The 25,246-nt window shown below is 41.4% G+C and carries 23 protein-coding genes and 2 tRNA genes; 5 read left to right on the plus strand and 20 right to left on the minus strand.

Annotated elements, in window-relative coordinates:
• Positions 1-33: 33 nt before the first annotated feature.
• The 7 genes from RCH61_RS03165 to RCH61_RS03195 all read right to left on the minus strand — a co-directional run bounded on the left by RCH61_RS03165 (position 34) and on the right by RCH61_RS03195 (position 7,596).
• A complete protein-coding gene (locus RCH61_RS03165; protein ID WP_178006268.1) occupies positions 34-816 on the minus strand; it encodes a Nif3-like dinuclear metal center hexameric protein in 783 nt (260 codons plus the stop codon).
• Positions 806-1,525, minus strand: a complete 720-nt coding sequence (locus RCH61_RS03170) for a tRNA (adenine(22)-N(1))-methyltransferase (protein ID WP_178006269.1) — start codon at positions 1,523-1,525, stop codon at positions 806-808. The genes RCH61_RS03165 and RCH61_RS03170 overlap by 11 nt, the downstream gene beginning before the upstream one ends.
• A gap of 31 nt (positions 1,526-1,556) precedes the next feature.
• Complete coding sequence (rpoD, locus tag RCH61_RS03175; protein ID WP_178006270.1) at positions 1,557-2,675, minus strand: RNA polymerase sigma factor RpoD; 1,119 nt, start codon at positions 2,673-2,675, stop codon at positions 1,557-1,559.
• 56 nt (positions 2,676-2,731) lie between these two features.
• Positions 2,732-4,507: a DNA primase gene (dnaG, locus tag RCH61_RS03180; protein ID WP_306479882.1), complete on the minus strand. Its 1,776-nt coding sequence runs from the start codon at positions 4,505-4,507 to the stop codon at positions 2,732-2,734.
• A gap of 66 nt (positions 4,508-4,573) precedes the next feature.
• A complete protein-coding gene (locus RCH61_RS03185) occupies positions 4,574-5,575 on the minus strand; it encodes a deoxyguanosinetriphosphate triphosphohydrolase (protein ID WP_306479848.1) in 1,002 nt (333 codons plus the stop codon).
• A gap of 4 nt (positions 5,576-5,579) precedes the next feature.
• Positions 5,580-7,109, minus strand: a complete 1,530-nt coding sequence (gene pap, locus RCH61_RS03190; protein WP_178007292.1) for a polyphosphate:AMP phosphotransferase — start codon at positions 7,107-7,109, stop codon at positions 5,580-5,582.
• 118 nt (positions 7,110-7,227) lie between these two features.
• Positions 7,228-7,596: a helix-turn-helix domain-containing protein gene (locus tag RCH61_RS03195; protein WP_306479849.1), complete on the minus strand. Its 369-nt coding sequence runs from the start codon at positions 7,594-7,596 to the stop codon at positions 7,228-7,230.
• Between the two features lie 176 nt (positions 7,597-7,772).
• On the opposite strand from RCH61_RS03195, the gene RCH61_RS03200 reads away from it, so the two are divergent.
• The 3 genes from RCH61_RS03200 to RCH61_RS03210 all read left to right on the plus strand — a co-directional run bounded on the left by RCH61_RS03200 (position 7,773) and on the right by RCH61_RS03210 (position 9,343).
• Positions 7,773-7,994 (plus strand): helix-turn-helix domain-containing protein, encoded by a 222-nt coding sequence (locus RCH61_RS03200; protein ID WP_306479850.1) that lies wholly within the window; start codon positions 7,773-7,775, stop codon positions 7,992-7,994.
• Between the two features lie 612 nt (positions 7,995-8,606).
• Positions 8,607-9,107, plus strand: a complete 501-nt coding sequence (locus tag RCH61_RS03205) for a hypothetical protein (protein WP_306479851.1) — start codon at positions 8,607-8,609, stop codon at positions 9,105-9,107.
• Positions 9,104-9,343 (plus strand): hypothetical protein, encoded by a 240-nt coding sequence (locus RCH61_RS03210; RefSeq protein WP_306479852.1) that lies wholly within the window; start codon positions 9,104-9,106, stop codon positions 9,341-9,343. Before RCH61_RS03205 ends, RCH61_RS03210 begins: the two co-directional genes overlap by 4 nt.
• Before the next feature lie 486 nt (positions 9,344-9,829).
• Here the strand turns inward: RCH61_RS03210 and RCH61_RS03215 are convergent.
• The 6 genes from RCH61_RS03215 to infC form a co-directional block, all read right to left on the minus strand.
• Positions 9,830-9,914: transfer RNA gene (locus tag RCH61_RS03215), tRNA-Leu, on the minus strand.
• A gap of 270 nt (positions 9,915-10,184) precedes the next feature.
• Positions 10,185-10,269 (minus strand) — tRNA-Leu (locus RCH61_RS03220).
• Positions 10,270-10,831: 562 nt separating this feature from the next.
• Positions 10,832-12,214, minus strand: coding sequence for a TrpB-like pyridoxal phosphate-dependent enzyme (locus RCH61_RS03225; protein ID WP_306479853.1), 1,383 nt, complete (start codon positions 12,212-12,214; stop codon positions 10,832-10,834).
• Between the two features lie 562 nt (positions 12,215-12,776).
• Complete coding sequence (gene rplT / locus RCH61_RS03230) at positions 12,777-13,133, minus strand: 50S ribosomal protein L20 (RefSeq protein ID WP_004846381.1); 357 nt, start codon at positions 13,131-13,133, stop codon at positions 12,777-12,779.
• Between the two features lie 85 nt (positions 13,134-13,218).
• A complete protein-coding gene (rpmI, locus tag RCH61_RS03235; RefSeq protein ID WP_004846382.1) occupies positions 13,219-13,416 on the minus strand; it encodes a 50S ribosomal protein L35 in 198 nt (65 codons plus the stop codon).
• Between the two features lie 58 nt (positions 13,417-13,474).
• Positions 13,475-13,969 (minus strand): translation initiation factor IF-3, encoded by a 495-nt coding sequence (gene infC / locus RCH61_RS03240; RefSeq protein WP_004846383.1) that lies wholly within the window; start codon positions 13,967-13,969, stop codon positions 13,475-13,477.
• 528 nt (positions 13,970-14,497) lie between these two features.
• Between infC and RCH61_RS03245 the strand changes: the two genes are divergently transcribed.
• The gene (locus RCH61_RS03245; RefSeq protein WP_306479854.1) at positions 14,498-15,823 is read left to right on the plus strand and encodes a sodium-dependent transporter; all 1,326 of its coding nucleotides are present in this window, start codon (positions 14,498-14,500) and stop codon (positions 15,821-15,823) included.
• A gap of 96 nt (positions 15,824-15,919) precedes the next feature.
• Here RCH61_RS03245 and RCH61_RS03250 read toward each other — a convergent pair whose 3' ends face one another.
• The 6 genes from RCH61_RS03250 to polA are packed head-to-tail and all read right to left on the minus strand — an operon-like array spanning position 15,920 to position 22,568.
• On the minus strand, positions 15,920-16,783 hold the full coding sequence (locus RCH61_RS03250) for a DegV family protein (protein ID WP_178006571.1): 864 nt from the start codon (positions 16,781-16,783) through the stop codon (positions 15,920-15,922).
• A gap of 60 nt (positions 16,784-16,843) precedes the next feature.
• The gene (locus RCH61_RS03255; protein WP_178006572.1) at positions 16,844-18,208 is read right to left on the minus strand and encodes a PFL family protein; all 1,365 of its coding nucleotides are present in this window, start codon (positions 18,206-18,208) and stop codon (positions 16,844-16,846) included.
• A gap of 38 nt (positions 18,209-18,246) precedes the next feature.
• Positions 18,247-18,519 (minus strand): ACT domain-containing protein, encoded by a 273-nt coding sequence (locus tag RCH61_RS03260; RefSeq protein WP_178006573.1) that lies wholly within the window; start codon positions 18,517-18,519, stop codon positions 18,247-18,249.
• Positions 18,520-18,536: 17 nt separating this feature from the next.
• The gene (locus RCH61_RS03265) at positions 18,537-19,334 is read right to left on the minus strand and encodes an MBL fold metallo-hydrolase (RefSeq protein ID WP_178006574.1); all 798 of its coding nucleotides are present in this window, start codon (positions 19,332-19,334) and stop codon (positions 18,537-18,539) included.
• On the minus strand, positions 19,331-19,915 hold the full coding sequence (coaE, locus tag RCH61_RS03270; RefSeq protein WP_178006578.1) for a dephospho-CoA kinase: 585 nt from the start codon (positions 19,913-19,915) through the stop codon (positions 19,331-19,333). The genes RCH61_RS03265 and coaE overlap by 4 nt, the downstream gene beginning before the upstream one ends.
• 37 nt (positions 19,916-19,952) lie before the next feature.
• Positions 19,953-22,568: a DNA polymerase I gene (gene polA / locus RCH61_RS03275; protein WP_306479855.1), complete on the minus strand. Its 2,616-nt coding sequence runs from the start codon at positions 22,566-22,568 to the stop codon at positions 19,953-19,955.
• Positions 22,569-22,687: 119 nt separating this feature from the next.
• Between polA and RCH61_RS03280 the strand changes: the two genes are divergently transcribed.
• Positions 22,688-23,305: an HAD family hydrolase gene (locus RCH61_RS03280; protein WP_178006576.1), complete on the plus strand. Its 618-nt coding sequence runs from the start codon at positions 22,688-22,690 to the stop codon at positions 23,303-23,305.
• 73 nt (positions 23,306-23,378) lie between these two features.
• On the opposite strand, the gene RCH61_RS03285 is transcribed toward RCH61_RS03280, so the two are convergent.
• Positions 23,379-25,208: an N-acetylglucosaminidase gene (locus RCH61_RS03285; RefSeq protein WP_306479856.1), complete on the minus strand. Its 1,830-nt coding sequence runs from the start codon at positions 25,206-25,208 to the stop codon at positions 23,379-23,381.
• Positions 25,209-25,246 lie beyond the last annotated feature (38 nt).

The following is a 25,246-nucleotide window of genomic DNA, read 5'->3' on the forward strand; positions in this document are numbered from 1 at the left end:
GCACTCTCCTCTTTACAAAAATAAAAATCTCATCTAAATCACTTGAAATGGATGGACGATCGGAATGGTCATTACATCCAATACCGGAAGTTTTTCATTCAGGAAATGTTTCATATCATCAATAAATATATACTCTGTTCCATAATGTCCTGCATCAATAACAGATAATCCCTGCTCAACTGCATCAATTCCGTCATGATGTCCGATATCGCCTGTCACAAGAACATCCGCCCCTTTTTGGATTGCCGGGGTTACCGCCGACTTTCCTGATCCCGGAGATACTGCGAGGCAATGCACTTTCCTTTCCATATCCCCATACACTTTCAAACTGCCCAATTTCAATCTATGCTTTACATAAAGACAGCATTCCTCTAATGTCATCTCCTGATCAAGCATCCCGATCCTTCCGATGCCCTCTTCTTCTCCGTCCTTTTCCATCGTCACATCAAGCACTTGCGTTTCCCTAATTCCCAAAATACTTTCTGCAAGCTTCGCCATGCCAAGCACATCATAATTCGTATGCATTGCATAGTAGGAAATATCATTTTGAATCAGTTTTACGATCCGTTTCCCTATAAAATCTTCATCCGTCACCTGTTTCATCGGAGAAAAGATAAGAGGATGATGTGTGATCAGCATATCTGCGCCTAAATCAACAGCTCTTTCGATCACCTCTTCTGTTGCGTCAAGAGCCAAGTACACTCTGTTTACTTCTTTCTCCGATCGACCTGCCAAAAGTCCTACGTTGTCAAAATCAAGCGCTGCTTTTTTCGGGTAGGACGCCTCGATCACCTGAATAATCTCTTTACAAAGCATAATATTCCATCCCTTTCTTTATAATATTTAATTCTTCTTGCAACTGTCCTCTTCTCACCTGTATCTGCTCAGAATCTTTGTCCCTGATCGATCTTAGAATTTCTTCCCGAATACGCGTCTCCCGTTCCAAATACCTTTTCAATACCGGATGTCGTTTTTCCAGAAGAAGTTTCCCAAACCAAAGCTGCTCTATCTTCCATACTTCTTCATTCTGTCGGCTTTCTTCTCCACTTTTGGGCGGTTTAACTTTCATCATCGGATAGTATTTTCCATCTTCTTCTACCATATCTTCTTCTATAAAGAAAAAACCCTCCCGCAAAAGAAAGGCTCTTACTTTATCTGTTTCCGATTGCGGCTGAAGAATACATTCCTGTAAAGTTGAAACGACATCCCTGCCTTCCTGCAAAATACGGATCACAAGATTTCCTCCCATTCCCGCAATCACAGCCGACTGTACTTCCCCTTTTCCCAACGCCAAAAAGCCATTCGAAAGGCGTGTCTCTATCTGCGCTTCCAACCCATAAGCCCGAATGTTTTCTCGCGCCTTTTCAATGGGTCCCTTATTCACATCCATAGCGGCCGCCCAGTCTGTTTTCCCTGTTTCTAAAAGAAAAATCGGTATGTACGCATGATCAGTTCCAATGTCTGCCACTTTATATCCGGCAGTCACAAGATCTGCGACTGCCTGAAGTCTTTTTGATAATTCCATCTGTATCCTCTTCCCACAACTGTCTCATTGATCAATCAAGATAATCTCTTAATTTTCTGCTTCGGCTTGGATGACGCAGTTTACGAAGAGCTTTTGCTTCGATCTGACGGATACGCTCTCTTGTAACATCAAATTCCTTGCCCACTTCCTCCAACGTACGTGCTCGTCCATCATTCATACCGAAACGAAGACGAAGTACTTTCTGCTCTCTTTCCGTCAATGTGTCAAGAACCTCGTCAAGCTGCTCTTTGAGAAGTGTCTGCGCCGCCGCTTCCGCCGGAACAGGTACGTTGTCGTCCTGAATAAAATCACCAAGATGACTGTCTTCCTCTTCTCCAATCGGCGTCTCAAGAGAAACCGGTTCCTGTGAAATCTTCAAAATCTCACGTACTCTCTCTACAGGCATGTCCAGTTCTTTTGCAATTTCTTCAGGCAGCGGTTCTCTTCCGAGTTCCTGCAAAAGCTGTCTCGACACACGGATCAGTTTATTGATCGTCTCTACCATATGAACCGGAATACGGATCGTTCTTGCCTGGTCAGCAATAGCTCTTGTGATCGCCTGACGAATCCACCATGTCGCATATGTGCTGAACTTATAACCTTTATGGTAATCAAACTTTTCTACCGCTTTGATCAGTCCTAAGTTTCCTTCCTGAATCAGATCAAGAAAGAGCATTCCCCTTCCGACATAACGTTTTGCAATGCTGACAACGAGACGAAGATTCGCTTCTGCCAATTCCTTTTTTGCGTCTTCATCTCCCTCTTCCATTCGCTTTGCCAGTTCGATTTCCCGCTCGGCGCTTAGAAGAGGTACTTTTCCGATCTCTTTTAAATACATACGAACCGGATCTTCAATACTCACGCCTTCGGGTACAGACAGATCGATACTTTCCATATCGACTTCTTCCTCTTCCGCAATCATATCGTCAAGATCCACTTCCACATCGTCATCTGTATCAGCAGTGATCCGCAAAACATCAATATTATTTCCTTCCAAATACTCAAAAACCTTTTCCATCTGTTCGGCACTCAAATCCATATCCGTGAAAAAGTCATTGATTTCCTGAACGTCAAGTATACTTTTTTTCTTCTTTCCAAGCGCGACAAGCTCGTTCATTTTTTCCAGAAATTTCTGTGCATTTTCTTCCATGTGTCCATCCTTCCTGATCTGTGTATCTACACGGATCACCTTGTTTTATTTTATCCTTAATCTATAGAAATATGCAGTCCCTTCAGTTCCTCAAGTTTCCGCTTTTCTTCCATCAAATGCTGCAGTCCCGCCATATCTGACGGATCCAGGTTCAACGTCCTTTCGTTGATACTATGAGTCTTTACTTTTAAGATCGTATCTTTCAGCGCCTGTTCCTGTTCCTCTTTCGTCGTCAGTTGTCGGATCTTCGTATGAAAAAGGGAAGCAGCCTCCCGATGTTCTTCCTCTGATGTAAAATGATTCAAAAGTTTTGCCGGATTCAGATTTCCTTCTTCATGCTGCTCATATAAAAGTTTTGCAACATTTTTATTCAGTTCCCCTGTAAAATCATCCGGGCTTATGTAACTGCTGATTTTTGCATACAGCTTTTCATTTTCAATCATCCATGTCAGCAGCACTTTCTGCGCCACCAAAATACCGTCTTCTTTTTGTATCGCCGCTCCTTCCGCCTTTTTCGGACGTGGAACCGGACGCGCCATTCCTGCGCTTACGGCCGTTTTTGTAACAAGTTTTTCCAGGCTTTCCCTGTTTACTTTATAGGCAGATGCAACTGCCTCGATATAGTTATTCCGTTCCAATTCATCCTCAAAAGAAAGCAGTCTCTTTGCTGTTTCCCTGAAAAATGCTGTCTTTCCTTCCGGGGATGTCATGTCAAATTCTCTCTCTAATATTTCGAGACTGAACATAAAACCGTTTCTTGCATTTTGAATCCTTTTCTCAAATTCATCCGCTCCAAGATTTTTAATAAATTCATCCGGATCTTTATACGGATCCATGCGGATCACTTTTGCCGCTATCCCTGCTTCTTTCAAAATCGGAACTGCACGAAGCGCCGCTCTTGTCCCTGCATCATCGCTGTCATACGTCAGATAAACTTCCTGAACATACCGCTTGATCAAAGACGCATGTCCGGGGGTAAGCGCCGTTCCAAGCGATGCCACAGCATTCGTAAACCCTGCCTGATGCAAAGAGATCACATCCATATATCCTTCACAAAGCAAAAAATATGTTTTCCGCGATGTCCTTGCCCTGTTCAAACCATAAAGATTCCGGCTCTTATCAAATACCGCAGTCTCCGGGGAGTTCAGATACTTCGGTTTCCCGTCCCCCATAACGCGGCCTCCAAATCCGATCACCCGGCTGTTCACATCCATGATCGGAAAAATGACCCGATTCCAAAACTTATCATACACGCCCCGCCGTTCATCCGTATTGATCAATCCTGCCTGGCGGATCAAATCTTCACTGTATCCTTTCTTTCTCAAATACTGATACAGATCATCGCTATATTTCGTCGAATATCCAAGGCCAAACGCTGTAATCGTCTCTTCAGTCAGTCCTCTGTCCGTCAAATATGTATGTGCTCCGGCTCCTTTTTCAGACTTAAGCTGTACATAATAATACTTAGCTGCAATTTTATTCACTTCTAAAATCAATGCTTTCAAATCCGCCTTTTGTTTCGCTTCCTTAGAATATTCCATCTCCGGAAGTGCGATTCCTGCGCGGTCCGCCAAGAATTTCACTGCTTCCAAAAATGAGAAATTCTCATACTCCATCAAAAATGTAAATACATTGCCCCCTGCTCCGCATCCGAAACAATAATACATCTGTTTCTGTCTGCTGACAGAGAAGGACGGAGATTTCTCATTATGGAACGGGCACAGTCCAAAATAGGAACTTCCCTTTTTCTGTAGACGAACATAACCGGATATGACATCTACGATATCATTTCGCGTTCTTACTTCCTCTATTAACTCATCCGGATAGTACATGTTTACCTCCATAAAGAATGTCCTATATATTATATTCGACAAAACTTTTTGATTTCCTTTATTTTTTTAAATTTTCCATGCTTCTGGCACAAAATAATCCTGAAACTTCTTAACAGCATAAGAATCTGTCATTCCTGCAATATAATCGCATACAATCTGTTCTTTCTCCTCGTCAGCCTCTTCCAGTGCATCTTTGAAAATTTGCGGCAGAACTTCTGTATGCGCGACATAATATTCAAAAAGCTGTTCTATCATATGTACCGCTTTATCTTCCTCTCCCTTTGCCTTCGGATTCAAATATACATTTTCAAACATAAACTTTCGAAGCTCCTTCATTGCCCGTTCTGTTTCCTGCGACATTCGAATAACAGGCTGATCCATACTGTTTGTAATCACATCATGCACAAGTGTATTGAGCCGTTCTTTACAGGAACTGCCAAGTGCCTCCCTTAAATCTGCCGGAATATCATCCTCTGTCAGAATGCCTCCTCGGATCGCATCATCCATATCATGATTAATATATGCCAGTTTATCAGAGATGCGTACAACCTGCCCCTCCAAAGTATGAGGATGACCGGACGTTTGGTGATTCAAGATCCCATCACGCACCTCCCATGTCAGATTCAGTCCTTTTCCATCTTTTTCGATTCGGTCCACTACACGAAGACTCTGCTTTTGATGTGCAAAATGATAAACATTATTCAGCGCTCTTTCTCCTGCATGCCCGAAAGGAGTGTGACCCAGATCGTGCCCCAGGGCAATCGCTTCTGCCAGATCTTCATTTAGCCGCAGCGCTTTCGCAATCGTACGCGCATTCTGCGAAACTTCCAATGTATGCGTAAGCCGTGTTCTGTAATGATCTCCTTTTGGCAGAAGAAACACCTGTGTTTTCTGCTTCAGTCTGCGAAACGCCTTACAGTGCAAGATCCGGTCGCGATCTCTTTGAAACGCCGGCCGGATATCGCACGGCTCTTCTTTTCTCTTCCGTCCTTCTGAATCTTTACTCAATGTCGCATAAGGGCTTAAATACTCAATTTCCCGAAGTTCAAGCTGCTCTCTGATGGTCATAATATCACCTTTCCTTTAACCGCTTTTCGATTGCATCTGTTACTGTCTCAAGTACTTTAATCCGTGCATAATACTTGTCATTTCCTTCCACGATCATCCATGGCGCGTAAGAGGTGGATGTTCTCATCAGCATCTCATCAACCGCCTGCTCATACAAATCCCATTTTTCGCGATTTCTCATGTCTTCTTCCGTGATCTTCCATTGCTTTTCCGGGTTTTCCATCCGTTCCCGAAATCTGCGCTCCTGCTCTTCTTTGTCAATATGCATCCAAAATTTCACAATGACCGCTCCAGAATCCACCAGATCTTTTTCCATCTGATTTATCTCTTTGTATGCCCGCTTCCATTCTTCCTCCGTACAGAATCCTTCGATTCGCTCTACCATCACCCGACCATACCATGTTCTGTCAAAAATCGCTACATGACCGTCTTTTGGCATTGCCCTCCAAAATCTCCACAAATAATGGTGCGCTTTCTCAACTTCATTTGGAGAAGCTGTCGGATTTACGACATATCCTCTGGGATCCATTTTTTCTGTCAGCCGTTTGATTGCTCCCCCTTTTCCGGCAGCATCCCATCCTTCAAATCCGATTACAACCGGGATTCTCTTTCGATATAATTCCCCGTGAAGCCGCTCCGCTTTCTTCTGCAATTTATCAAGCTTCTTTTTATACTCTTCTCTTGTACAGCGACAAGAAAGATCCACTTTCGACAAAATTGATACTTCCGAAAATTTTTCATCTGCACACTGCGCCGCCTGTACCTCTTTTTCCTCCTGCTGTTCTGACAAATGCTTTTTCTGTGATAAATCAAAACCTTCTTTCTGCTTTTGTATCTGCTCCTTCATTGAACGTATCACTGCCGCATAGATCTTCGCTGTCGCAAACCGTCTGTCAGTTGCCTCTATAATCGTCCATGGCGCATACTCCGTATCTGTGCTGAATAACATTTCCTCCGCCATGGATGCATACTCATCATACCGGATATTTCTTTCCCGATCTCCCTGTGTAACTCTCCACTGAGTCTCTTTCTTTTTCTCTAATTTTTTAAACCGTTTTTTCTGTTCACTCTGATCAATATCAAGAAACAGCTTTATCATCAACGTTCCGCCTTCACAAAGCTGCTGCTCAAAAGCATTGATCGATGAAAAATAATCTTTTAGTTTTCTCTCATGTGTTCGCTTCTCAAATCGGTCAACCCAAACTTTTCGATACCAGCTTCCGTCAAAAATCGCAATCCGCCCTTTCTCAGGAGTTTTAATCCAAAATCTCCACAAAAACGGATGCATCCGTTCCTCTTCTGTCTCTTCTTTAATTGTATACACTTCAAATCCCCGCGGATCCATACTGTGAATCATTTTCCCGATCTGAAGTCCTTTTCCAGAAGCTCCAAATCCTTCAAATACAACTATAACAGGAATATCCAAATCTTTACACTCTCTTTGAAGCCTTCCCAATTCTGCTTCCAATTTCGGAAGACTTTCACGATACTCCTGCTTTGACATTGTTTTATTCAAATCTATCTTTTCTAACATTACTGATCCTCCTTGTGTTTATTCAGATATTATTAACTGTTTCATATAAATTATCGTAATTATATCATATAATTTAACAAAACAAACTTATTATATAAGAAAAAAAGAAAAACCCATCTTAGATTTTCCTTTTTTCCTCATAAAACTTTTTATTTTCTGCTTTTTCCAACTGTGAAGCCAAAAAACTGATCACTTTTTGGTTCATTCTGTTCAATCTGCAGAAGGTATGGAAAAATTCAAAATGTTTCCATAACATCTGCTCCATTTCCATGCGGTATTCTTGTACCGTCCTTACATCCGACAATTTTAATATGTAATCTGCTGATACATGAAAATACTTCGACAAATGAATCAATATATCTGATGGAAGAGCATTTTCCCCGTTTTCAATACGGCTGATCGTCTGTTGTGAAACATTCATCTTCTCGGCAAGATCCTCTTGTCTCAAGCCATATTCATGCCGCAATTCTTTTACTCTATTCTCCAAAATTTGTTTCCATCCCCTTACCGTTTTTCTCCATTGTATCGAATCCTTTTTATCGTGCTATCCGAATAATGGATATTCTCATACTCGTATTTTGGATATCCTGTTTCTCAATTCAAAAAGCATGATATTATAAATTTATAATATGTGTTTTTCAGAACAGAATTTATTGATCTACAATGGAAAAAACAGAAAATACGGTTGCAGAAAATATCCGCAGACTCCGTTTAAAAAATCAATTAAAACAGGCAGATCTCGCGAAAAAACTCAATATCAGCAGACAGTCGCTCTCTGCATATGAACGCGGAATTACTCTGCCTGATATTTATCTGCTTATTGAAATCGCAGAACTTTTTAAAATTTCTTTAGATGAGCTTGCCGGAAGAAATACCGGCAAATGAAACAATTCGAAGCTTTTTAACCGATTATTCAAATCGAAGATTTTCTATTTCTCTCATGTCTTCTTATACTCTTCTTACTTCTGCATTCACATAATTATCTTGTTCTCTCTCAAATAACAGCGGACCTCCGGATTCACAGCATACAATTATATCTCGCGTTTTACGGCTCGTCCAGATTACGGATAAAACAAAAAGAGGATGTTGCGTACATATTAGAAGAATCAGTCGTAACCTATACGCAGTCTATAATAGATGCATCGGTAAAGGAAAATGCAGATTTCCACTCATAAGCAGGATTAAAACCAAAACTCAGAAAAACTTCAACGAGGAAAATGCCACAAACGGTTCAGCAAGCTTACCTGGGTATACGATAACGAAGCCGTATCAGACACCGGAAATGCTGTATTCAGGAAGCACAAGCACTGTAGGTGTATCGTAGAGTATGACGCTGGAGACGGAAAAGTAACAAACGTACACACAAAGAAAACGACAGACAAGGATGATATAGAAAGGAGAAATGAAAATGCAAACAAGGCAAAGAAAGAGACTGCGAGAAGCAAAGAGTATTACATAGAAAAAGCAAAAGAAATTTCCAGCAACAACTTAGATGGAATGAGCTTAAATGAACTGAGAAAAGCGGCGACAGAAGTAGGAATAGAGTATTATAAACAAGGTCTTTCGGGTGTGGATTTTCGAGGAAGAGACCCAGAAACTGTTGTAAGAAAACTGGTAGAGCAAGGGAACAGAACGTCACTGAAAAAGGATATTGTTTCTATGCGGAATAAGTTGAGAGATTCCAAAAAGAATGATACAATAAAACCAGATAAGATCATAAAGGGACATAAAGGAGCACCGAAGAAAGCAGAAGCAGGAATGGTGATAGATCATATTGGAAAAGATGAAAAAGTGGATGCGAGGACTTTTTATGGAGGATCAAACTTAAAAACTAAAGACATTCACACAACTGCTCATGGAAATCCAAGACAGCACCCTTACGGAAAACATGGGGAACATGTACATGATTATACATGGGGAGATGATGAAAGGTTGAAAAATAAGACAACTCGCGAATTAAGCGAAGAGGAAAGAAAGGAGAACAGAGATATATTATGAGCAAAGATGAATTAAGGCGAATTTTATCTGAGTGTTGCAATGATATTTCTTTCACCTATAGAGGAGTGACGTCAGGAGTGACGGTTGAAGTCAGAGATTACATTCCAACGTATCAAGCGTGGCATGGTGATGATACGAAAGAATATGGTAATATAGACGAAGTTATGAATGATAAATTCTATAGCGGAAAGTCATTAAATGATTTAGTAAAAGAAGCGAAAATTGATGTAATATAATACCATCTGCCGAACTGACAGGTGGTATTTTTATCCATTTTAAAGAAAGAAGAAGGGTGATCTTATGGCAAAGGACGATTATTTTGTAATTGTACACAAGATACTATCGTACTTGTATGTAAAATTGAAATCGGGAGAAGATGTAAACCCGAACATGATTACTCACGACAGTCAACTACTGCAGATCAACCGGAAGGGATTGCGTATGTGTGCAATAACTCTTTGATAGAAAAAGTGAAAGAATTTTTTTAATACCTACTATGACTATCTGTGGGATGAAATCCTAGAGTGCTTGGATTCTTCTTAGAATAAGCAGAAAAATCCAAAAATTTGTAAAATGTGTTTTAAAGCTATGTTAAAGTACGGCTTTTTTAATCCTCTTCTTTTTCTACAGAAATCAAACAGCTGTATAGCAAAAAACAGCAAAAAAAGCTGCCGCTTCACGATTTATCAATCGTTAAAACGACAGTCCATTTACTTCTTTAATGCGGAAGATGGGACTTGAACCCACACAAGCGCAATGCTTACAAGATCCTTAGTCTTGCTCGTCTGCCAGTTCCGACACTTCCGCATTCCATATAGGATATATGATCTTTTTGCTGACCACAAATGATATGATACCATTATTCAGACAAAAAGTCAACACTTTTTTATAACTTTCTGCCAGTTTTTCAGCAGTTTTTATCTCCGTTTTATCACTTCTTTGATTTTTCACTTTTTTCAAAAAATAAATTCAGATAATCACCATAAGTGCCAAAAGGCACATTCCGGGATTGCAAGCAGTCACCATTTAAATAAAAAAAGAAAATCTTCGATAAAAGATTTTCTGCTCTTTCTCTAATGCGGAAGATGGGACTTGAACCCACACAAGCGCAATGCTTACAAGATCCTTAGTCTTGCTCGTCTGCCAGTTCCGACACTTCCGCATTCCATATAGGATTCATGGTCATTTTGCTGACCACGAGTGATATAATACCACTATAGGAGAAAAAAGTCAACACTTTTTTTCACTTCCTGATTCGTTTCGCTGAAAAGTATGGTGTCTCTAAAGCTGCAATAAAATACAAGACGAATCGTCAGTATATTTATCGTTGGAAACGCCACTATAATGGCACTGTTACATTTGATAACAGCATAAGATAAAACACGATAAGACAAGAGCTATCAAGCGTTTTCCTTTTCTCTCATTTTTTGAACTTCTTTCACGGTTTGTTTTCGTGCCGAAATCCGATACAATTTTTCCACTAAAAGTGCATTATCATTCAGCCTTTTACGCCTCTCTCACTTTACCTTTTTTGCACAAATCGCATAATCACCGAAGGTTCCAAAGGGCACATTCCGGGATTGCAAGCAGTTGCCAAGGTCTCAGGCAGACCCGGACTTTGGCGCGTCGCCATACAAAAAAATCAACCTGAACATTATCGTCCAGATTGATTTTTATATCCGTCATCCTTTTTCTCTATCTCCGTTTTTTATCTGTTATCGCTTTTATAAATTCTCCGGGACTTTCGGCAGATTTGCAAAAGATGCCTGAAGCTCTTCATCTGTCGGAACGTAATCACTCATCTTTCCGTCATGGAATTTTTCATATGCAAACATATCAAAATATCCTGTTCCTGTAAGTCCAAAAAGAATCGTCTTTTCTTCCCCTGTCTCTTTACACTTCATCGCTTCATCGATCGCCGCTTTAATAGCATGACTGCTTTCCGGCGCCGGAAGGATTCCCTCTACTCTTGCAAACTGCTCTGCTGCTTCAAATACCGCTGTTTGCTCCACGGAACGAGCTTCCATATAGCCATCTTCATAAAGCTGCGATAAAACAGAACTCATACCGTGATATCTCAATCCTCCGGCATGATTTGCAGACGGGATGAATCCACTGCCTAATGTATACATTTTTGAAAGCGGGCAAACCATACCCGTGTCACAATAATCATATGCGTAAACGCCTCTTGTTAAACTTGGACACGAAGCTGGTTCTACTGCTATAAAGCGATAATCTGCTTCTCCTCTTAATTTTTCTCCCATAAACGGCGAGATTAAACCGCCTAAGTTCGATCCACCTCCGGCGCATCCGATAATAATATCAGGTTTAATTCCATATTTATCCATGGCAATCTTTGTTTCCACGCCGATTACAGATTGATGCAAAAGAACCTGATTCAATACGCTTCCAAGTACATATCTGTATCCCGGTGTATGTGTTGCCACTTCCACTGCCTCGGAGATCGCGCATCCCAAGCTTCCTGTTGTTCCCGGATGCTCTGCCAGGATTTTTCTTCCGACTTCTGTTGTTTCTGACGGGGACGGAGTAACACTTGCCCCATAAGTACGCATTACTTCTCTTCGGAACGGTTTCTGCTCATAGGAACATTTCACCATATACACCTGACAATCCAAATCAAGATAAGAACATGCCATCGACAGCGCTGTTCCCCACTGTCCTGCTCCAGTCTCCGTTGTCACACCTTTTAACCCCTGATCTTTTGCATAATATGCCTGTGCGATCGCCGAATTAAGCTTATGACTTCCGCTTGTATTATTACCTTCAAATTTATAATAAATTTTTGCAGGAGTCTGCAATTTTTCCTCAAGACAGTACGCACGGACAAGTGGCGCCGGACGGTACATTTTATAAAAATCACGAATTTTTTCCGGAATTTCTATATATCGATTCTCGTTATCTAATTCCTGTTTAACAAGCTCTTCGCAAAATACAACGCCTAGTTCTTCCTCTGTCATCGGCTGAAACGTTTCCGGATTTAAAAGCGGAGCCGGTTTATTTTTCATATCTGCACGGACATTGTACCATGTTTTCGGCATCTCACTTTCTTCCAAATAAATTTTATAAGGGATTTTCTTATCGCTCATTGTCATTTCTCCTTCCTTTCACACGACTTTGATTTTCTGTGGAATTATAAGTTCTGCGGTATCACGATCTATCTGCCGCGAACCTTGATACCTTTTGCATTTTGCCTATTGATAATTTATATTTTCTGATAATACAAAAAGCTCTTATCCCACACAATGATACTATTGCAGGGACAAGAGCTGTCATTCCTAATAATATGATAAAACTCCTGCGGTGCCACCCGGCTTGATGTATAAATACATCCACTCATGCATACTAACATATGCCCGATTTTGTAACGGAGTGTTCTCTCCGGCTCACCTACTTTATATATAATGTTCAGATTGCCCTCAAAAGCCCATTCATCCCAAGTCAACATACCGCATTCCACCATCTGCGGCTCTCTGGAAAGCTGATTATTGAAATTACTTGCTCTTCCTCATCGGTTTATAGTGACTTTACCACGTTAAAATGTAAATGTCAACATCTTTTTGATTTTATATCAAAAAATTAGTTGGATCCAACAAAAAAACTCCCGATCACAAAGAGTCGGGAGTCTATGTTCTTTCTGCGTGTTTTAAATTATGCGAGTTTTTCTTTTGCAAGAGCTGCAAGTGTTGCAAAACCTTCTTTGTCATTTACTGCAAGCTCAGCAAGCATTTTTCTGTTGATATCAACATTTGCCAGTTTTAATCCGTGCATAAATTTGCTGTAAGACAGGTCGTTCATTCTTGCTGCTGCATTAATACGAGCAATCCAAAGCTGTCTCATCTGACGTTTGCGCTGCTTTCTTCCTGCATATGCGGATGTAAGTGCTCTCATTACAGACTGTTTTGCAACTCTGTACTGTTTGGAACGAGCTCCTCTGTATCCTTTTGCCAATTTCAATGTTCTGTTATGTTTCTTCCTAGCGTTCATTCCGCCTTTGATTCTTGCCATTTCTTAATCCTCCTTAAATAAGACCATGTATTCTGTAATCACTCTGCCGTCCGGCTGACTTTTCACCGGCATAATCAGATCTTTTTTACAGATATGGTAATACCTTCTTCATGTTCTTTACGTTTGTTGCATCTGTAATTGTCGACTGTCTGAGGTTTCTTTTTCTCTTTGTCGACTTCTTTGTTAAGATATGGCTCTTGTAAGCTTTATTTCTTTTCAGTTTCCCTGTACCTGTCTTTTTGAAGCGCTTTGCTGCTGCTCTGTTTGTTTTGATTTTTGGCATGATAATTTCCTCCTTTATTGTGCTGCCACTCCGGCTTTCATCCCGGGCATATCGGTTCTTAACGTTTTTCAGCTAAAACCATGCTCATAGCTCTTCCTTCCATTTTCGCCGGTTTCTCAACTACTGCAACGTCTGCAAGTGTCTCGGCAAAATCATCAAGGATATGTTTGCTCTGCTGAACGTGAGCCATCTCTCTTCCTCTGAAACGAAGCGTCACTTTCACTTTATTGCCTTTAGAAATAAATTTCTTTGCATTATTTATCTTCGTATTCAAGTCATTCGTATCAATGTTCGGTGAGAGACGTACTTCTTTGACCTCAACCGTCTTCTGCTTCTTTTTCGCCTCTTTTTCTTTCCTAGCCTGCTCATATTTATACTTTCCGTAATCAATAATCTTGCAGACCGGCGGTTTAGCCGCAGGTGCGATCTTCACGAGATCAAGTTCCGCTTCCTGAGCGATTTTCATAGCCTCACGGGCTGACATGATACCTAACTGTTCCCCATCCTCGCCGATCAGACGAATCTCTCTGTCTCTGATCTGCTCGTTAATCATTAAATCGCTAATTGTCGTATACCTCCGTCAAATGAATTCCTTCAGGTTTCCTATGCGAAACACAAAAAAACGAGTGAATATCATATCCACCCGACAATCAGTAAAACCATTTCGGAAAATCCGAAAGGAAGTTCTTCGTTATCAGACCATAGTCACCCATTCGTGCTATGGTGAGAGTGGATACTCTACTTTGTTTTTTGCTTCACGCAGAAAATACTCTATCATACATACTTTTGTTTGTCAATCTTTTTTATACAAAACCTATATTTTCCACGTAAATTTTCTGCTCTGACAAATTGATTATACACTACTTTGCGCTGCTTTCAAGAAGAAACAGCAACAAACTTATTCCAAATATTCCAAACTTATCATAAAACTTCTCTTTTCTTGTTTTCTCTTTCTTTAAATCATGATATGATAATAAAATCATCGTATTGTTTCCAAACGATACGGCTAATTTTTCTGTATATGAAAAGATAAATTTTTCTTTCATCATGCAGAATAAGAAAAGGAAAGAGAGTTTACATTATGAAATCGAAACAAATCACAACTGAAGACAAATTCAACAACAAATGGGGATTTGTCATTTCCTGTATCGGAAGTTCTGTCGGAATGGCAAATATTTGGCTTTTCCCGTACCGTGCAGGAGAATTCGGCGGAGCCGCATTTCTTATCCCCTACATCATCTTTGTCGTCCTCATCGGTTTTACCGGAGTGATCGGTGAAATGGCTTTCGGACGCGCAATGCAGTCCGGTCCGCTCGGTGCATTTAAGAAAGCATATGAAATGAAAGGATCAAAACTGGGTACTTTTATCGGTTTGATCCCTGTCATCGGCTCACTCGGAATTGCGATCGGATACAGCGTTATTATCGGATGGATCTTAAAATTTCTCATGGATTCAATTACCGGAGAAATTGTCAGCAAAGAAGACCCGGCCATCGTATTCAGCGAACTTTCACGCGACTTCGGCAGCATTCCATGGCATCTTTTGGGACTGTTTCTCGTTCTGCTTTGCATGTCATTCGGAGTTGCCCGCGGTATTGAGAAAGTAAACCGTATTATGATGCCCGCCTTTTTTGTACTTTTTCTATTTCTCGCAGTCCGCGTTGCTTTCCTCGATGGATCTGCGCCCGGATATTCCTATTTATTTAAACCGGACTGGTCAGAAATGGCAAATCCCCGTACATGGGTATATGCTATGGGGCAGGCATTTTTCTCCCTTTCCCTCGCCGGAAGCGGAACCGTTGTCTACGGAAGCTATTTAAAATCAGATGTCGATATCGTCAGCAGTGCAAAATACGTTTCATTCTTTGACACTTTAGCTGCATTACTGGCAGGACTTGTCATCATTCCGGCTGTATTTTCTTTCGGCATGGAACCAAACTCTGGTCCGGGACTTCTGTTTATCACAATCCCGGGTGTTATACGCGCCATCCCATTTGGAAGAATCTTTGCAATCATCTTTTTCCTTGCGGTGCTTTTTGCCGGAATCACCTCTTTAATGAACCTTTTGGAAAGTCCGGTTGAAGCGCTTCAGAAACGGCTTGGATGGTCCCGCAGATTATCAATCGCTTTTGTCGGTATCGTCACTGCTGCCGTAGGAATCTTTGTGGAAGGCGGACTGTTAAGCGCTTGGATGGACAGCATATCAATCTATGTAATCCCACTCGGCGCACTGCTTGCCGGAATTACAATGTTTTGGGTATGCGGAGACAAATTTGCCAGAAATGCTGCTCAGCTTGGCCGCGTCCACACGATTGGAAAATGGTTCAAACCAATGACCAAATATGTATTTTGCGGAGTTGCCGTACTCGTATACATCCTTGGAATTTTCTTCGGCGGTATCGGCTGATCCCAAAATTTGTCACAATTATTTCAAACACAGTAAAAATGCATCCTCCGGAAATTTTCCGAAAGATGCATTTTTATTATTTTTATTTCACAATGATTATCTTGAAACTTTCTTAATGCAAGTTACCGCCATCGCCCCAGGTCCGATATGACAGGAAACACTCAAAGACAACGGAGCTTCCAAAAACTCATATCCCGGGAAACGTTCCATGATCTCTTGTTTCCACTCCATCGCTTCTTCTTTTGAGCATGTATATGCCATACCAAGTATAATCTGGTCTTTTACATCTGCAAACCGTTCGTTCAAATCTTTTTCAATCGCATTCAACATCGTCTTCTTCGCAGCCTTCCAGCCTCTTACTTTCGCAAATGCATCTAATTTTTCCCCTTGAATCTGAAGAACCGGCTTCAAGTTCAAAACCGTTCCGATCGCTGCTGCTGCCGGAGTAATTCTTCCTCCCTTTTTCAAGTATTTTAATGTATCCACCGTAATATAAATACTTGCCTGTAATTTTTCTTCCTCAAGAATCTCTTTGATCTCTTTTGCGTTCAATCCTTTTTCACGCAAATACATCGCATCATATACCGATTGTTCCTGTGTAACTGAAATCCTCTGATTATCTACTACCTGAACTCTCCCCTTATATTCCCGCGCAATCGACATTGCCGTCTCACAAGTACTGCTAAGTCCGCTGGACATCGGAATACACACAATCTCATCGTATTCTTTCAAAATGCTTTCCCATAATTCCATCACATTCCCCGGAGAAGGCTGAGAAGTGGAAATATCCGAATCCGCTCCGAGCTTTTCATAAAACTGTTCCTGCGTCAGAGTAATATCTTCAAAATACAATTCCCCATCGATAAAAAATGGCATCGGAAGCACGTAGATTCCTAACTCTTTTGCCCTCTCCTGTGTAATACCGCTATTACTGTCTGTTACGACCGCAATCTTACTCATATCATTCTCCCTTTATTACTACCTGTTTTTCAAAACTCTTTGTTTCCTGTTTTTATTTTCTTAGTTTTTAAAACTGTGGATCGGCGCCGGAATTCTTCCTTTTCTGCTCACAAAAGCTTCACATCCAAATTCATTGACAGGCATAATCGGAGCATATCCAAGCAAACCTCCGAATTCAGCAGTATCTCCTACATCTTTTCCAATAACCGGGATCAGACGAACTGCCGTTGTTTTCTGATTTACCATACCAATCGCCATCTCATCTGCTATAATTCCTGAAAGTGTAGCCGCACTTGTCTTTCCAGGAATAGCAATCATATCAAGTCCTACGGAGCAGACACATGTCATGGCTTCTAATTTTTCCAATGTAAGGGAACCTGCATGAACAGCATCGATCATCCCCTGATCTTCACTGACCGGAATAAATGCGCCGCTCAAACCTCCCACATAGGAAGATGCCATCACTCCGCCTTTTTTCACTTGATCGTTAAGCATCGCAAGCGCAGCCGTTGTCCCCGGCGCCCCAACTCTCTCAAGTCCAATCTCTTCGAGAATCTCTGCAACACTGTCGCCGATTGCCGGAGTCGGCGCAAGAGAAAGATCAACAATACCAAACGGGATTCCCAATCTCTGAGATGCCTCTCCTGCGACAAGCTGTCCGACACGAGTCACCTTAAACGCCGTCTTTTTAATCGTCTCGCACAACTCTTCAAATCCTTTTCCACGCACCTTCTCCAATGCTTTTTTCACAACTCCCGGGCCGCTGACACCGACATTGATCACCGCATCTGCTTCTGTAACACCAAGAAAAGCTCCTGCCATAAATGGATTATCATCCGGCGCATTACAGAAAATGACGAGTTTTGCACAGCCAAGAGAATCTCTTTCTTTCGTTTCCTCCGCTGTCGCTTTTACAATCTCACCGCACAGACGCACTGCATCCATGTTGATTCCTGTCTTTGTAGAACCTACGTTTACAGAACTGCAGATTCTCTCCGTCTGTGCAAGCGCCTGCGGAATCGAACGGATCAGATTCTCATCACTTTTTGTCATTCCTTTTGATACAAGTGCAGAATATCCGCCGATAAAATTCACCCCGACTGTATCTGCCGCCCGATCGAGCGTCTTTGCGATCGTCACAAAATCTTCCGGCGTCTTACATGCCGCGCCGCCGATCAGAGCAATCGGAGTAACAGAAATCCTCTTATTAACGATCGGTATTCCAAATTCTTTTTCTATATCGCGTCCCACGGAAACAAGATCTTTTGCCGTATTTGTAATTTTATCATATATCTTTTGATTAAGCTGTCCCAAATCCGAATCAATACAGTCAAGAAGACTGATCCCGAGCGTGATCGTTCTTACATCCAGATTTTCATGCTCGATCATTTCATTTGTTTCGGAAACTTCATACATATTGATCATATCGTTTATCCTCTCTGTCTGCGTCATCTTATGAATTCTTATAATCTATGCATCTTTTCAAAGATATCTTCTCTCTGACACCGGATACTCACACCGATCTCTTCTCCGAGTTTTTCCATCTCATCGCACATCTGTGTAAAATCTTTCGGCAGATTTGTCACATCGACAATTACCATCATGTTGAAGTAACCCTGAATAATCGTCTGTGAAATATCTAAAATATTAATCTCATTCTCCGCAAGATATGTACATACTTTTGCAACAATTCCTACTGTATCTTTTCCCAATACTGTAACAATACACTTCTTCATTTTATTTTCCTCCTTAATCAGACCGTAATGATATCCGAAACGGTATCTCTGTTCGCCACAAACATATCCAAATCTTCGCCTTTGTACTCGTTATCCGCCAGCGTGACTTCTAATTTGACCGTCTCATATGCAAGCTTTGCGTAATTATTTTCTTTGCTCAGATGCCCGAGCACGATATGTTTCAGATTATCATGTAGTATATCACAAAGCAGACGCCCTGACAATTCATTTGATAAATGTCCCCTGTCACCAAGAATTCTCTGTTTCAAATAATACGGATATCCCCCGACTTCCAACATATGAATATCATGATTTGCCTCAAGGAGAACTGCATCAAGATTTTTCAGACGCTCAACTGTATAACTATCATATTTCCCGAGATCCGTAGCGACCGCAACCGATTTTCCCCCTTGCTCCAACCGATACCCTGACGGCTCATTCGCATCGTGCGAAATTGCAAACGGTTTCACTGTTACATCTCCTAGTTCAAAGGGCTCATCTGCATGGATTTCCCGATAAAGTCCTTCCGGCATCTTTCCCAAACCGGAATAACTCTTAATCCCCATGATCGTTCCCGGCGTAGCATAAATCGGAATTTCATATTTCCTGCTGAATACCCCTAATCCTTGGATATGATCCGAATGTTCATGGGTGATCAGTATTCCATCTAAGTCTTCTCCTTTTAACTCCAGCGCCTTCAGTCCCTCTTCTATTCTTTTCTTGCTGATTCCCGTATCTACAAGCAAATGCGTGTTATTGCTTCCGACATAGATACAGTTGCCGCTGCTCCCACTGGCAATGCTGCACATTCTCATAATTGTATTTTCTCTCCTATTTGTCTTTTTGTCTCTTCAAAATCCCCGCTATTGTCAATTCTATCCGTGCAGATTTCACGAAGTTTTTCTTCTGAAGGCTGAGAAGCAATCATTCGTGTGATCTTCTCCTGCGTATACCCCCTCGACTGTTCCAGCCTGCTTCTTCGGACATTTTCTTCCGCATATATATACCAAATCTCATCGCATAATTCATGTCCTATTTCCACGAGAAGAGCAGATTCCAAAACATACAGTTTCTTTCCTTCTCTCCGTTTTTTTCTGATGTCTTCTGCTGTATACTCCAGCACTGCCGGATGAACGATCTCATTTAGGATTTCCAGTTTTTTACTGTCGGAAAATACGATTTCTCCCAGTTTTTTGCGATCCAATTCCCCATCGTTTCCGATCACCGAATCTCCGAACTGATCTACGATTTTCTGAAAACATGCTTCTCCACTTTTTTCAAGCTGTTTTGCCACCTCATCCATCTGGCAAACGCAGGCGTCGTATTGAGCTTCCATGTAATTCAAAACTTCACTTTTTCCCGAACCCACGCCGCCGGTAATTCCTAAAATCTTCATATTTTCCATACTTTGTCTCCTGTTCCGTCAAATATCGTCATTTCGCCTCATACCAATTCTTTCCGGTATGCATATCTGCAATCAACGGAACTGACAGTTTTACGGCATTTTCCATCTTATCTTTTAAAATTTCTTTCACTTCATCTATTTCTGAACAATCTGCCTCAATCAGCAATTCATCATGTACCTGAAGGATCATACGCGACTTCATATTTCTTTTCTTAAGTTCTCTGTGAACATCAATCATTGCGATTTTCATAATATCCGCCGCCGTTCCTTGTATCGGAGCGTTCATCGCAACCCGCTCTCCAAAATTCCTCTGCATGAAATTACTTGATTTCAATTCCGGTACGGGTCTTCTTCTGCCAAACAATGTAACCGCATAGCCTTTTTCTTTAGCGTTTGCTACTGAATCGTCAAGAAACGTTTTCACTCCCGGATACGTCTCAAAATAATGATCGATATATTCCGCAGCCTCTTTCCTTGTAATACTAAGATCCATACTTAATCCAAAAGAACTGATGCCATATACGATTCCAAAATTGACAGCTTTTGCATTTCTTCTTTGCAAATCTGTCACTTCCTCAAAAGGCGTATGAAATACTTGAGACGCTGTCATCCGATGAATATCTGTCGCTTCCTTATACGCCTTGATCAACTGTTCATCCCCTGAACAATGCGCCAAAATTCGAAGCTCAATCTGTGAATAATCTGCGTCAACAAACACACATCCTTCCTTTGGCACAAACACTTTTCGAATCATCCTTCCAAGCTCCATGCGAACCGGAATATTCTGCAGATTCGGTTCCGTGCTGCTCAGCCTTCCGGTAGCAGTCACCGTTTGATTAAACTTCCCATGAATCCTTCCATCTGTTCCAATGAATACCGCCAATCCATCCGCATAGGTCGATTTTAATTTAGTTAATTGACGATATTCCAGTATCTGACTGACGATCGGGTGATCTTCAGCTAATTTTTCTAACACATCTGCTGCCGTCGAATATCCGGTCTTTGTCTTCTTTGCATGAGGCATATTTAATTTTTCAAATAAAATGACTCCCAGTTGTTTCGGAGAGTTAATATTAAACTCTTCCCCTGCCAGCTCATAGATCTGACGTTCCAGCTTAACGATCTGTTCCCCTAATTGATCTCCGTATGCTTTCAAAGCTTTTGCTTCCACTTTCACGCCTGCTGCTTCCATGTCGTATAAAGTAAATACAAGCGGCATTTCAATTTCATAGAAAAGACGATCCATCTGTGCTTCTTTTAATTTTTTATCAAGTATTTCTACAGAAGCAAACGCTGTATAAGCTTCATAACAGCATTTTTTCTCCAGATCATCCTGCTCTCCGACAGAAAGGCCGAGGTACTCTTGCGCCACATCTTCATAAGTATAATCACTCTTTAACGGATTCAGCAAATAAGCTGCAACAATCACATCAAATGCAATATTCTGCGGAATATTATTTATATACGGAAGAACTTCCTTCAAACCACACACAGAAAACCGTTTTCCTTTTTGCGCCAATTCTGACAGTTTTTCGAACAGGAATCCCATATCCGCACACATGTCGCAAGGAATCGTCACGATCTGTTCCTCACTCCATGCAACAGAAATTCTTCCAAATCCTGATGGATGTGCAAAAAGCGGAAGCACATTGCCTTCCTCCTTCGACAACGCAATTCCAACGCAGTCCGCCTTCGCCGCCATCGCAAATACACGCTCAATCTCTTCTTTTTCTGTCACTTCACGAAAGTGCTTTTCAACTGCATTTTCTTTTGTTTCCAAAGAAAATCGTCCGAGCATATTTTTAAAACGAAGCCGTTCGAAAATCTCATATGCTTCTTCTGTGTAAGGATTTTCATAATGAGCTTTTTCAATATCAAATTCAAATTCTGCATGCGTTTCAATCGTTGCAAGTACCTTGCTCAATTTTGCCTGCTCCCAAAACTCCTGAATATTCTTACTTGCGCGAGGAGGTTTCAACTCCGATGCATGGGCGTATGCATTTTCAATCGTCTGATATTCCACTATGATCTTTGTCGCTGTTTTTTCTCCGATTCCAGGGACTCCCGGAATATTATCTGCAGTATCTCCCATCAGCGCTTTCACATCGATAAATTCTGACGGTGTTACCCCATATTTTTCCACTACGTCTGACGCATAGTAATTTTCAATCTCGGTTTTCCCCTGTTTTGTCTTCGGAATCCGAATCTTCACATGTTCTGTTGCAAGCTGTAGTGTATCTCTGTCTCCTGATATGATCGAAACATCCATACCTTTCTCTTCGCAAATTCTTGAAAGTGTCCCGAGAAGATCATCCGCTTCAAGCCCTGCTTTCTCTACCGTAGAAATGTGCATCGCCTCAAGAACTTCTTTGATAACAGGGACTTGTTGACGAAGTTCCTCTGCCATCGGTTTTCTTGTCCCCTTATATTCTGAAAACATCTCATGCCGGAATGTCGGAGCATGAACATCAAATGTAACAGTTAAATACTCCGGTTTCTCTTCATCTAATATTTTAAACATAATATTCAAAAATCCGTACACAGCATTTGTATGCAGCCCTTCAGGAGTTGTCAGATCAGGCACTCCATAAAACGCACGATTTAGAATACTATGTCCGTCTATTAATACAATTTTCTCTCGCATGGCAACAATTACCTCCATTTCGCAATCATACTCAAGTATACACTAAAAACCCTCTTTTTAAAAGGTCGATTTTATGCTATGGTTATCCTATAATCATACAAAGGAAAGGAAACTTATACATGGACAGCATAATTTTTGATGTAGACGGTACATTGTGGGATTCTACAGATTCCGTCGCAGCCGCATGGAATTCAGCGATCAAAACTCATTCTTCTCTTGATCTGATACTGAACAGACAGATCTTAGGCGGTGTCTTCGGAAAAACAATGACTGAAATCGGAGACATTCTCTTCCCTTCACTTTCCAAGAAAGAAAAGGAGAAACTCCTCTTTGCCTGTTTTGAATATGAAAATAACTATTTAGAAAACCATCCCGGCATCATTTATGACGGCGTTGCCGATACAATACAAAAACTGGCAGAAAAATATCCCCTCTTTATTGTCAGCAACTGCCAGTGTGGTTATATTGAAACAACGATGAAGGCAATCGGTATCACCTCCTTTATAAAGGATCATCTCTGTTTCGGAGAGACAAATGTTCCAAAAGGACGGACTCTCCGCATGCTGATTGAACGAAACCATTTAACTTCTCCGGTTTATGTCGGAGATACACAAGGGGATGCGGATGCCTGCCGCGATGCAGACATTCCTTTCATTTTTGCCGAATACGGTTTCGGAAATGTCCCCGATGCCAAAAGGACGATTCAAAAATTTTCCGATCTTTTGGATCTCCAATAAAAATTCAGAACACATTCAAGAAAAGCGAAAAGCGGCATATCACCACTTTTCGCTTTTCTCTTACATCTTCTATTTATTTATAAGAACTTCTTTTCTTTCCTGCTGCAGCAGCCGTTCCGAAGATAAGTGATAATCCCAAGAGGGAGAACCAAATAACGATCTGATCCGTATCTCCTGTTTTCGGCGCCGAAACAGGAGTCTGATTTTCTGAAGATTCTCCTCCTGAACTCAACGTACTTTGCGTTTTCTCTGATTCTGCAGACAAATCCTGTGTCTTAGTACCCTCTGTATCCGGTGCATTTGATGTATTTGTTTCATCTGTTTCCGGCGTTACCGTTCCGTTTGCCTCGGGCTCGCTTGGCACGTCCAGTATATCCGGTGTCTGTGTTCCGTCTGTCTCTGGCTCACTCGGTGCATTCGGTATAGTTGGCGTCTGTGTTCCGTCCGTCTCCGGTTCGCTCGGTACGTTCGGTATAGTTGGCGTCTGCGTTCCGTCTGTCTCTGGCTCACTTGGTACGTTCGGTATAGTTGGCGTCTGCGTTCCGTCTGTCTCCGGTTCGCTCGGCACATCCGGTACGGTTGGCGTCTGTGTTCCATCTGTCTCAGGTTCACTCGGCACATCCGGTACGGTTGGCGTCTGCGTTCCATCTGTCTCCGGCTCACTCGGCGTTTCCTCCTGCATCGGACCATCTTTCTTACCGCCGACAGAGTCAAGATTCCATGCATGGGCAGCCGCTTTCTCTCCCCAATACGGATCCGAAGCATAACTTACATTAATTCCGCCATTCTTATCTCCAAGATAAGTTCCGTGATTTCTCCAATCAGATGCATCAAAATAACCGCCATCCATCCATGTCTTCATAAAAATACGAATACAATCATCAATACTTGCATAAGTATCTGCATTCACACCCGGATCACTATCTACTGCATTCAATCCGAAAATATTATTTTTATTCTGACAGATCCAGCTCAATCCCCATCCACTTTCATTTACTGCAATTCCAATGGAAAGAAGCGCATTAACCTGATAAAGATTCTGATATTTTACAAAAGCAGTTCCTGTTCCTGTTAATTTTGACAAAGAAGCATTAACCCCTGCAGTACCCATTGCTGATTGAAGCATTGTATTCAGTTCCTCTCCGCTGTACGCCGAGGCTTCTCTCATATTCTTAAATTGAAAATAATTATAAAAAGCATTTCCTGCATTCACTGCATTTTGCCCATTCATATGATTCTGATAATCGGAAAGCATCACCTTATAATCTGTATAAAAATAATGACCATCATAACTGTAATACTTTACGCCTTCACTTAAATAAGCCGGAGCTGTTCCGTTATTTATATAAGAAGAAGGAGCACGATTCAAATCCTGTGAGATATAATGAATCAGCTTTCCATCCGATATTCCATAATAACTCACACAATCAGAAACCGACTCATATTCCACAATCTGAACTTCCGAAGCATTGACTGTTCCTGTAACTCCTGACAGCATAAAACGAACTTTTCCGTCATTTGTCATACCCAAATATGCCGCATCTGCACCATATGCTCCGTTTGTGTAACCATTTCCACCGCTATATGTAAAAGATGTGGTAGCGCTGCCTTTCGTATTAAAATTGACCACTTTATTCTGATCTAACGATCTTGCAGAAAACATCGCGAACTGTGCCGGTGTTTCCTCTGCAACAATGCCTTCTTCTTCGCTGATCTCATAAATTCTTCCATCTTCATCCATAGCAGTCGTCTCTTCTAGGCGCTGACTATTCTCATCCTGGAGCGATGCTGTAACTTGTTCCTCCCCTGACAGCTCCGCCGCCTCACTTTTCATGCCCGGCATACAACTGATTACCATTGACATTAAAAGTGTGCATATCAGCAGTTTGTTTTTCCTTATCACTTGTCCATGTCCCTCCTTAACCCTGTTACTAATTATCT

Source organism: Mediterraneibacter sp. (genome assembly GCF_030825015.1).
Classification (GTDB): domain Bacteria; phylum Bacillota; class Clostridia; order Lachnospirales; family Lachnospiraceae; genus Mediterraneibacter.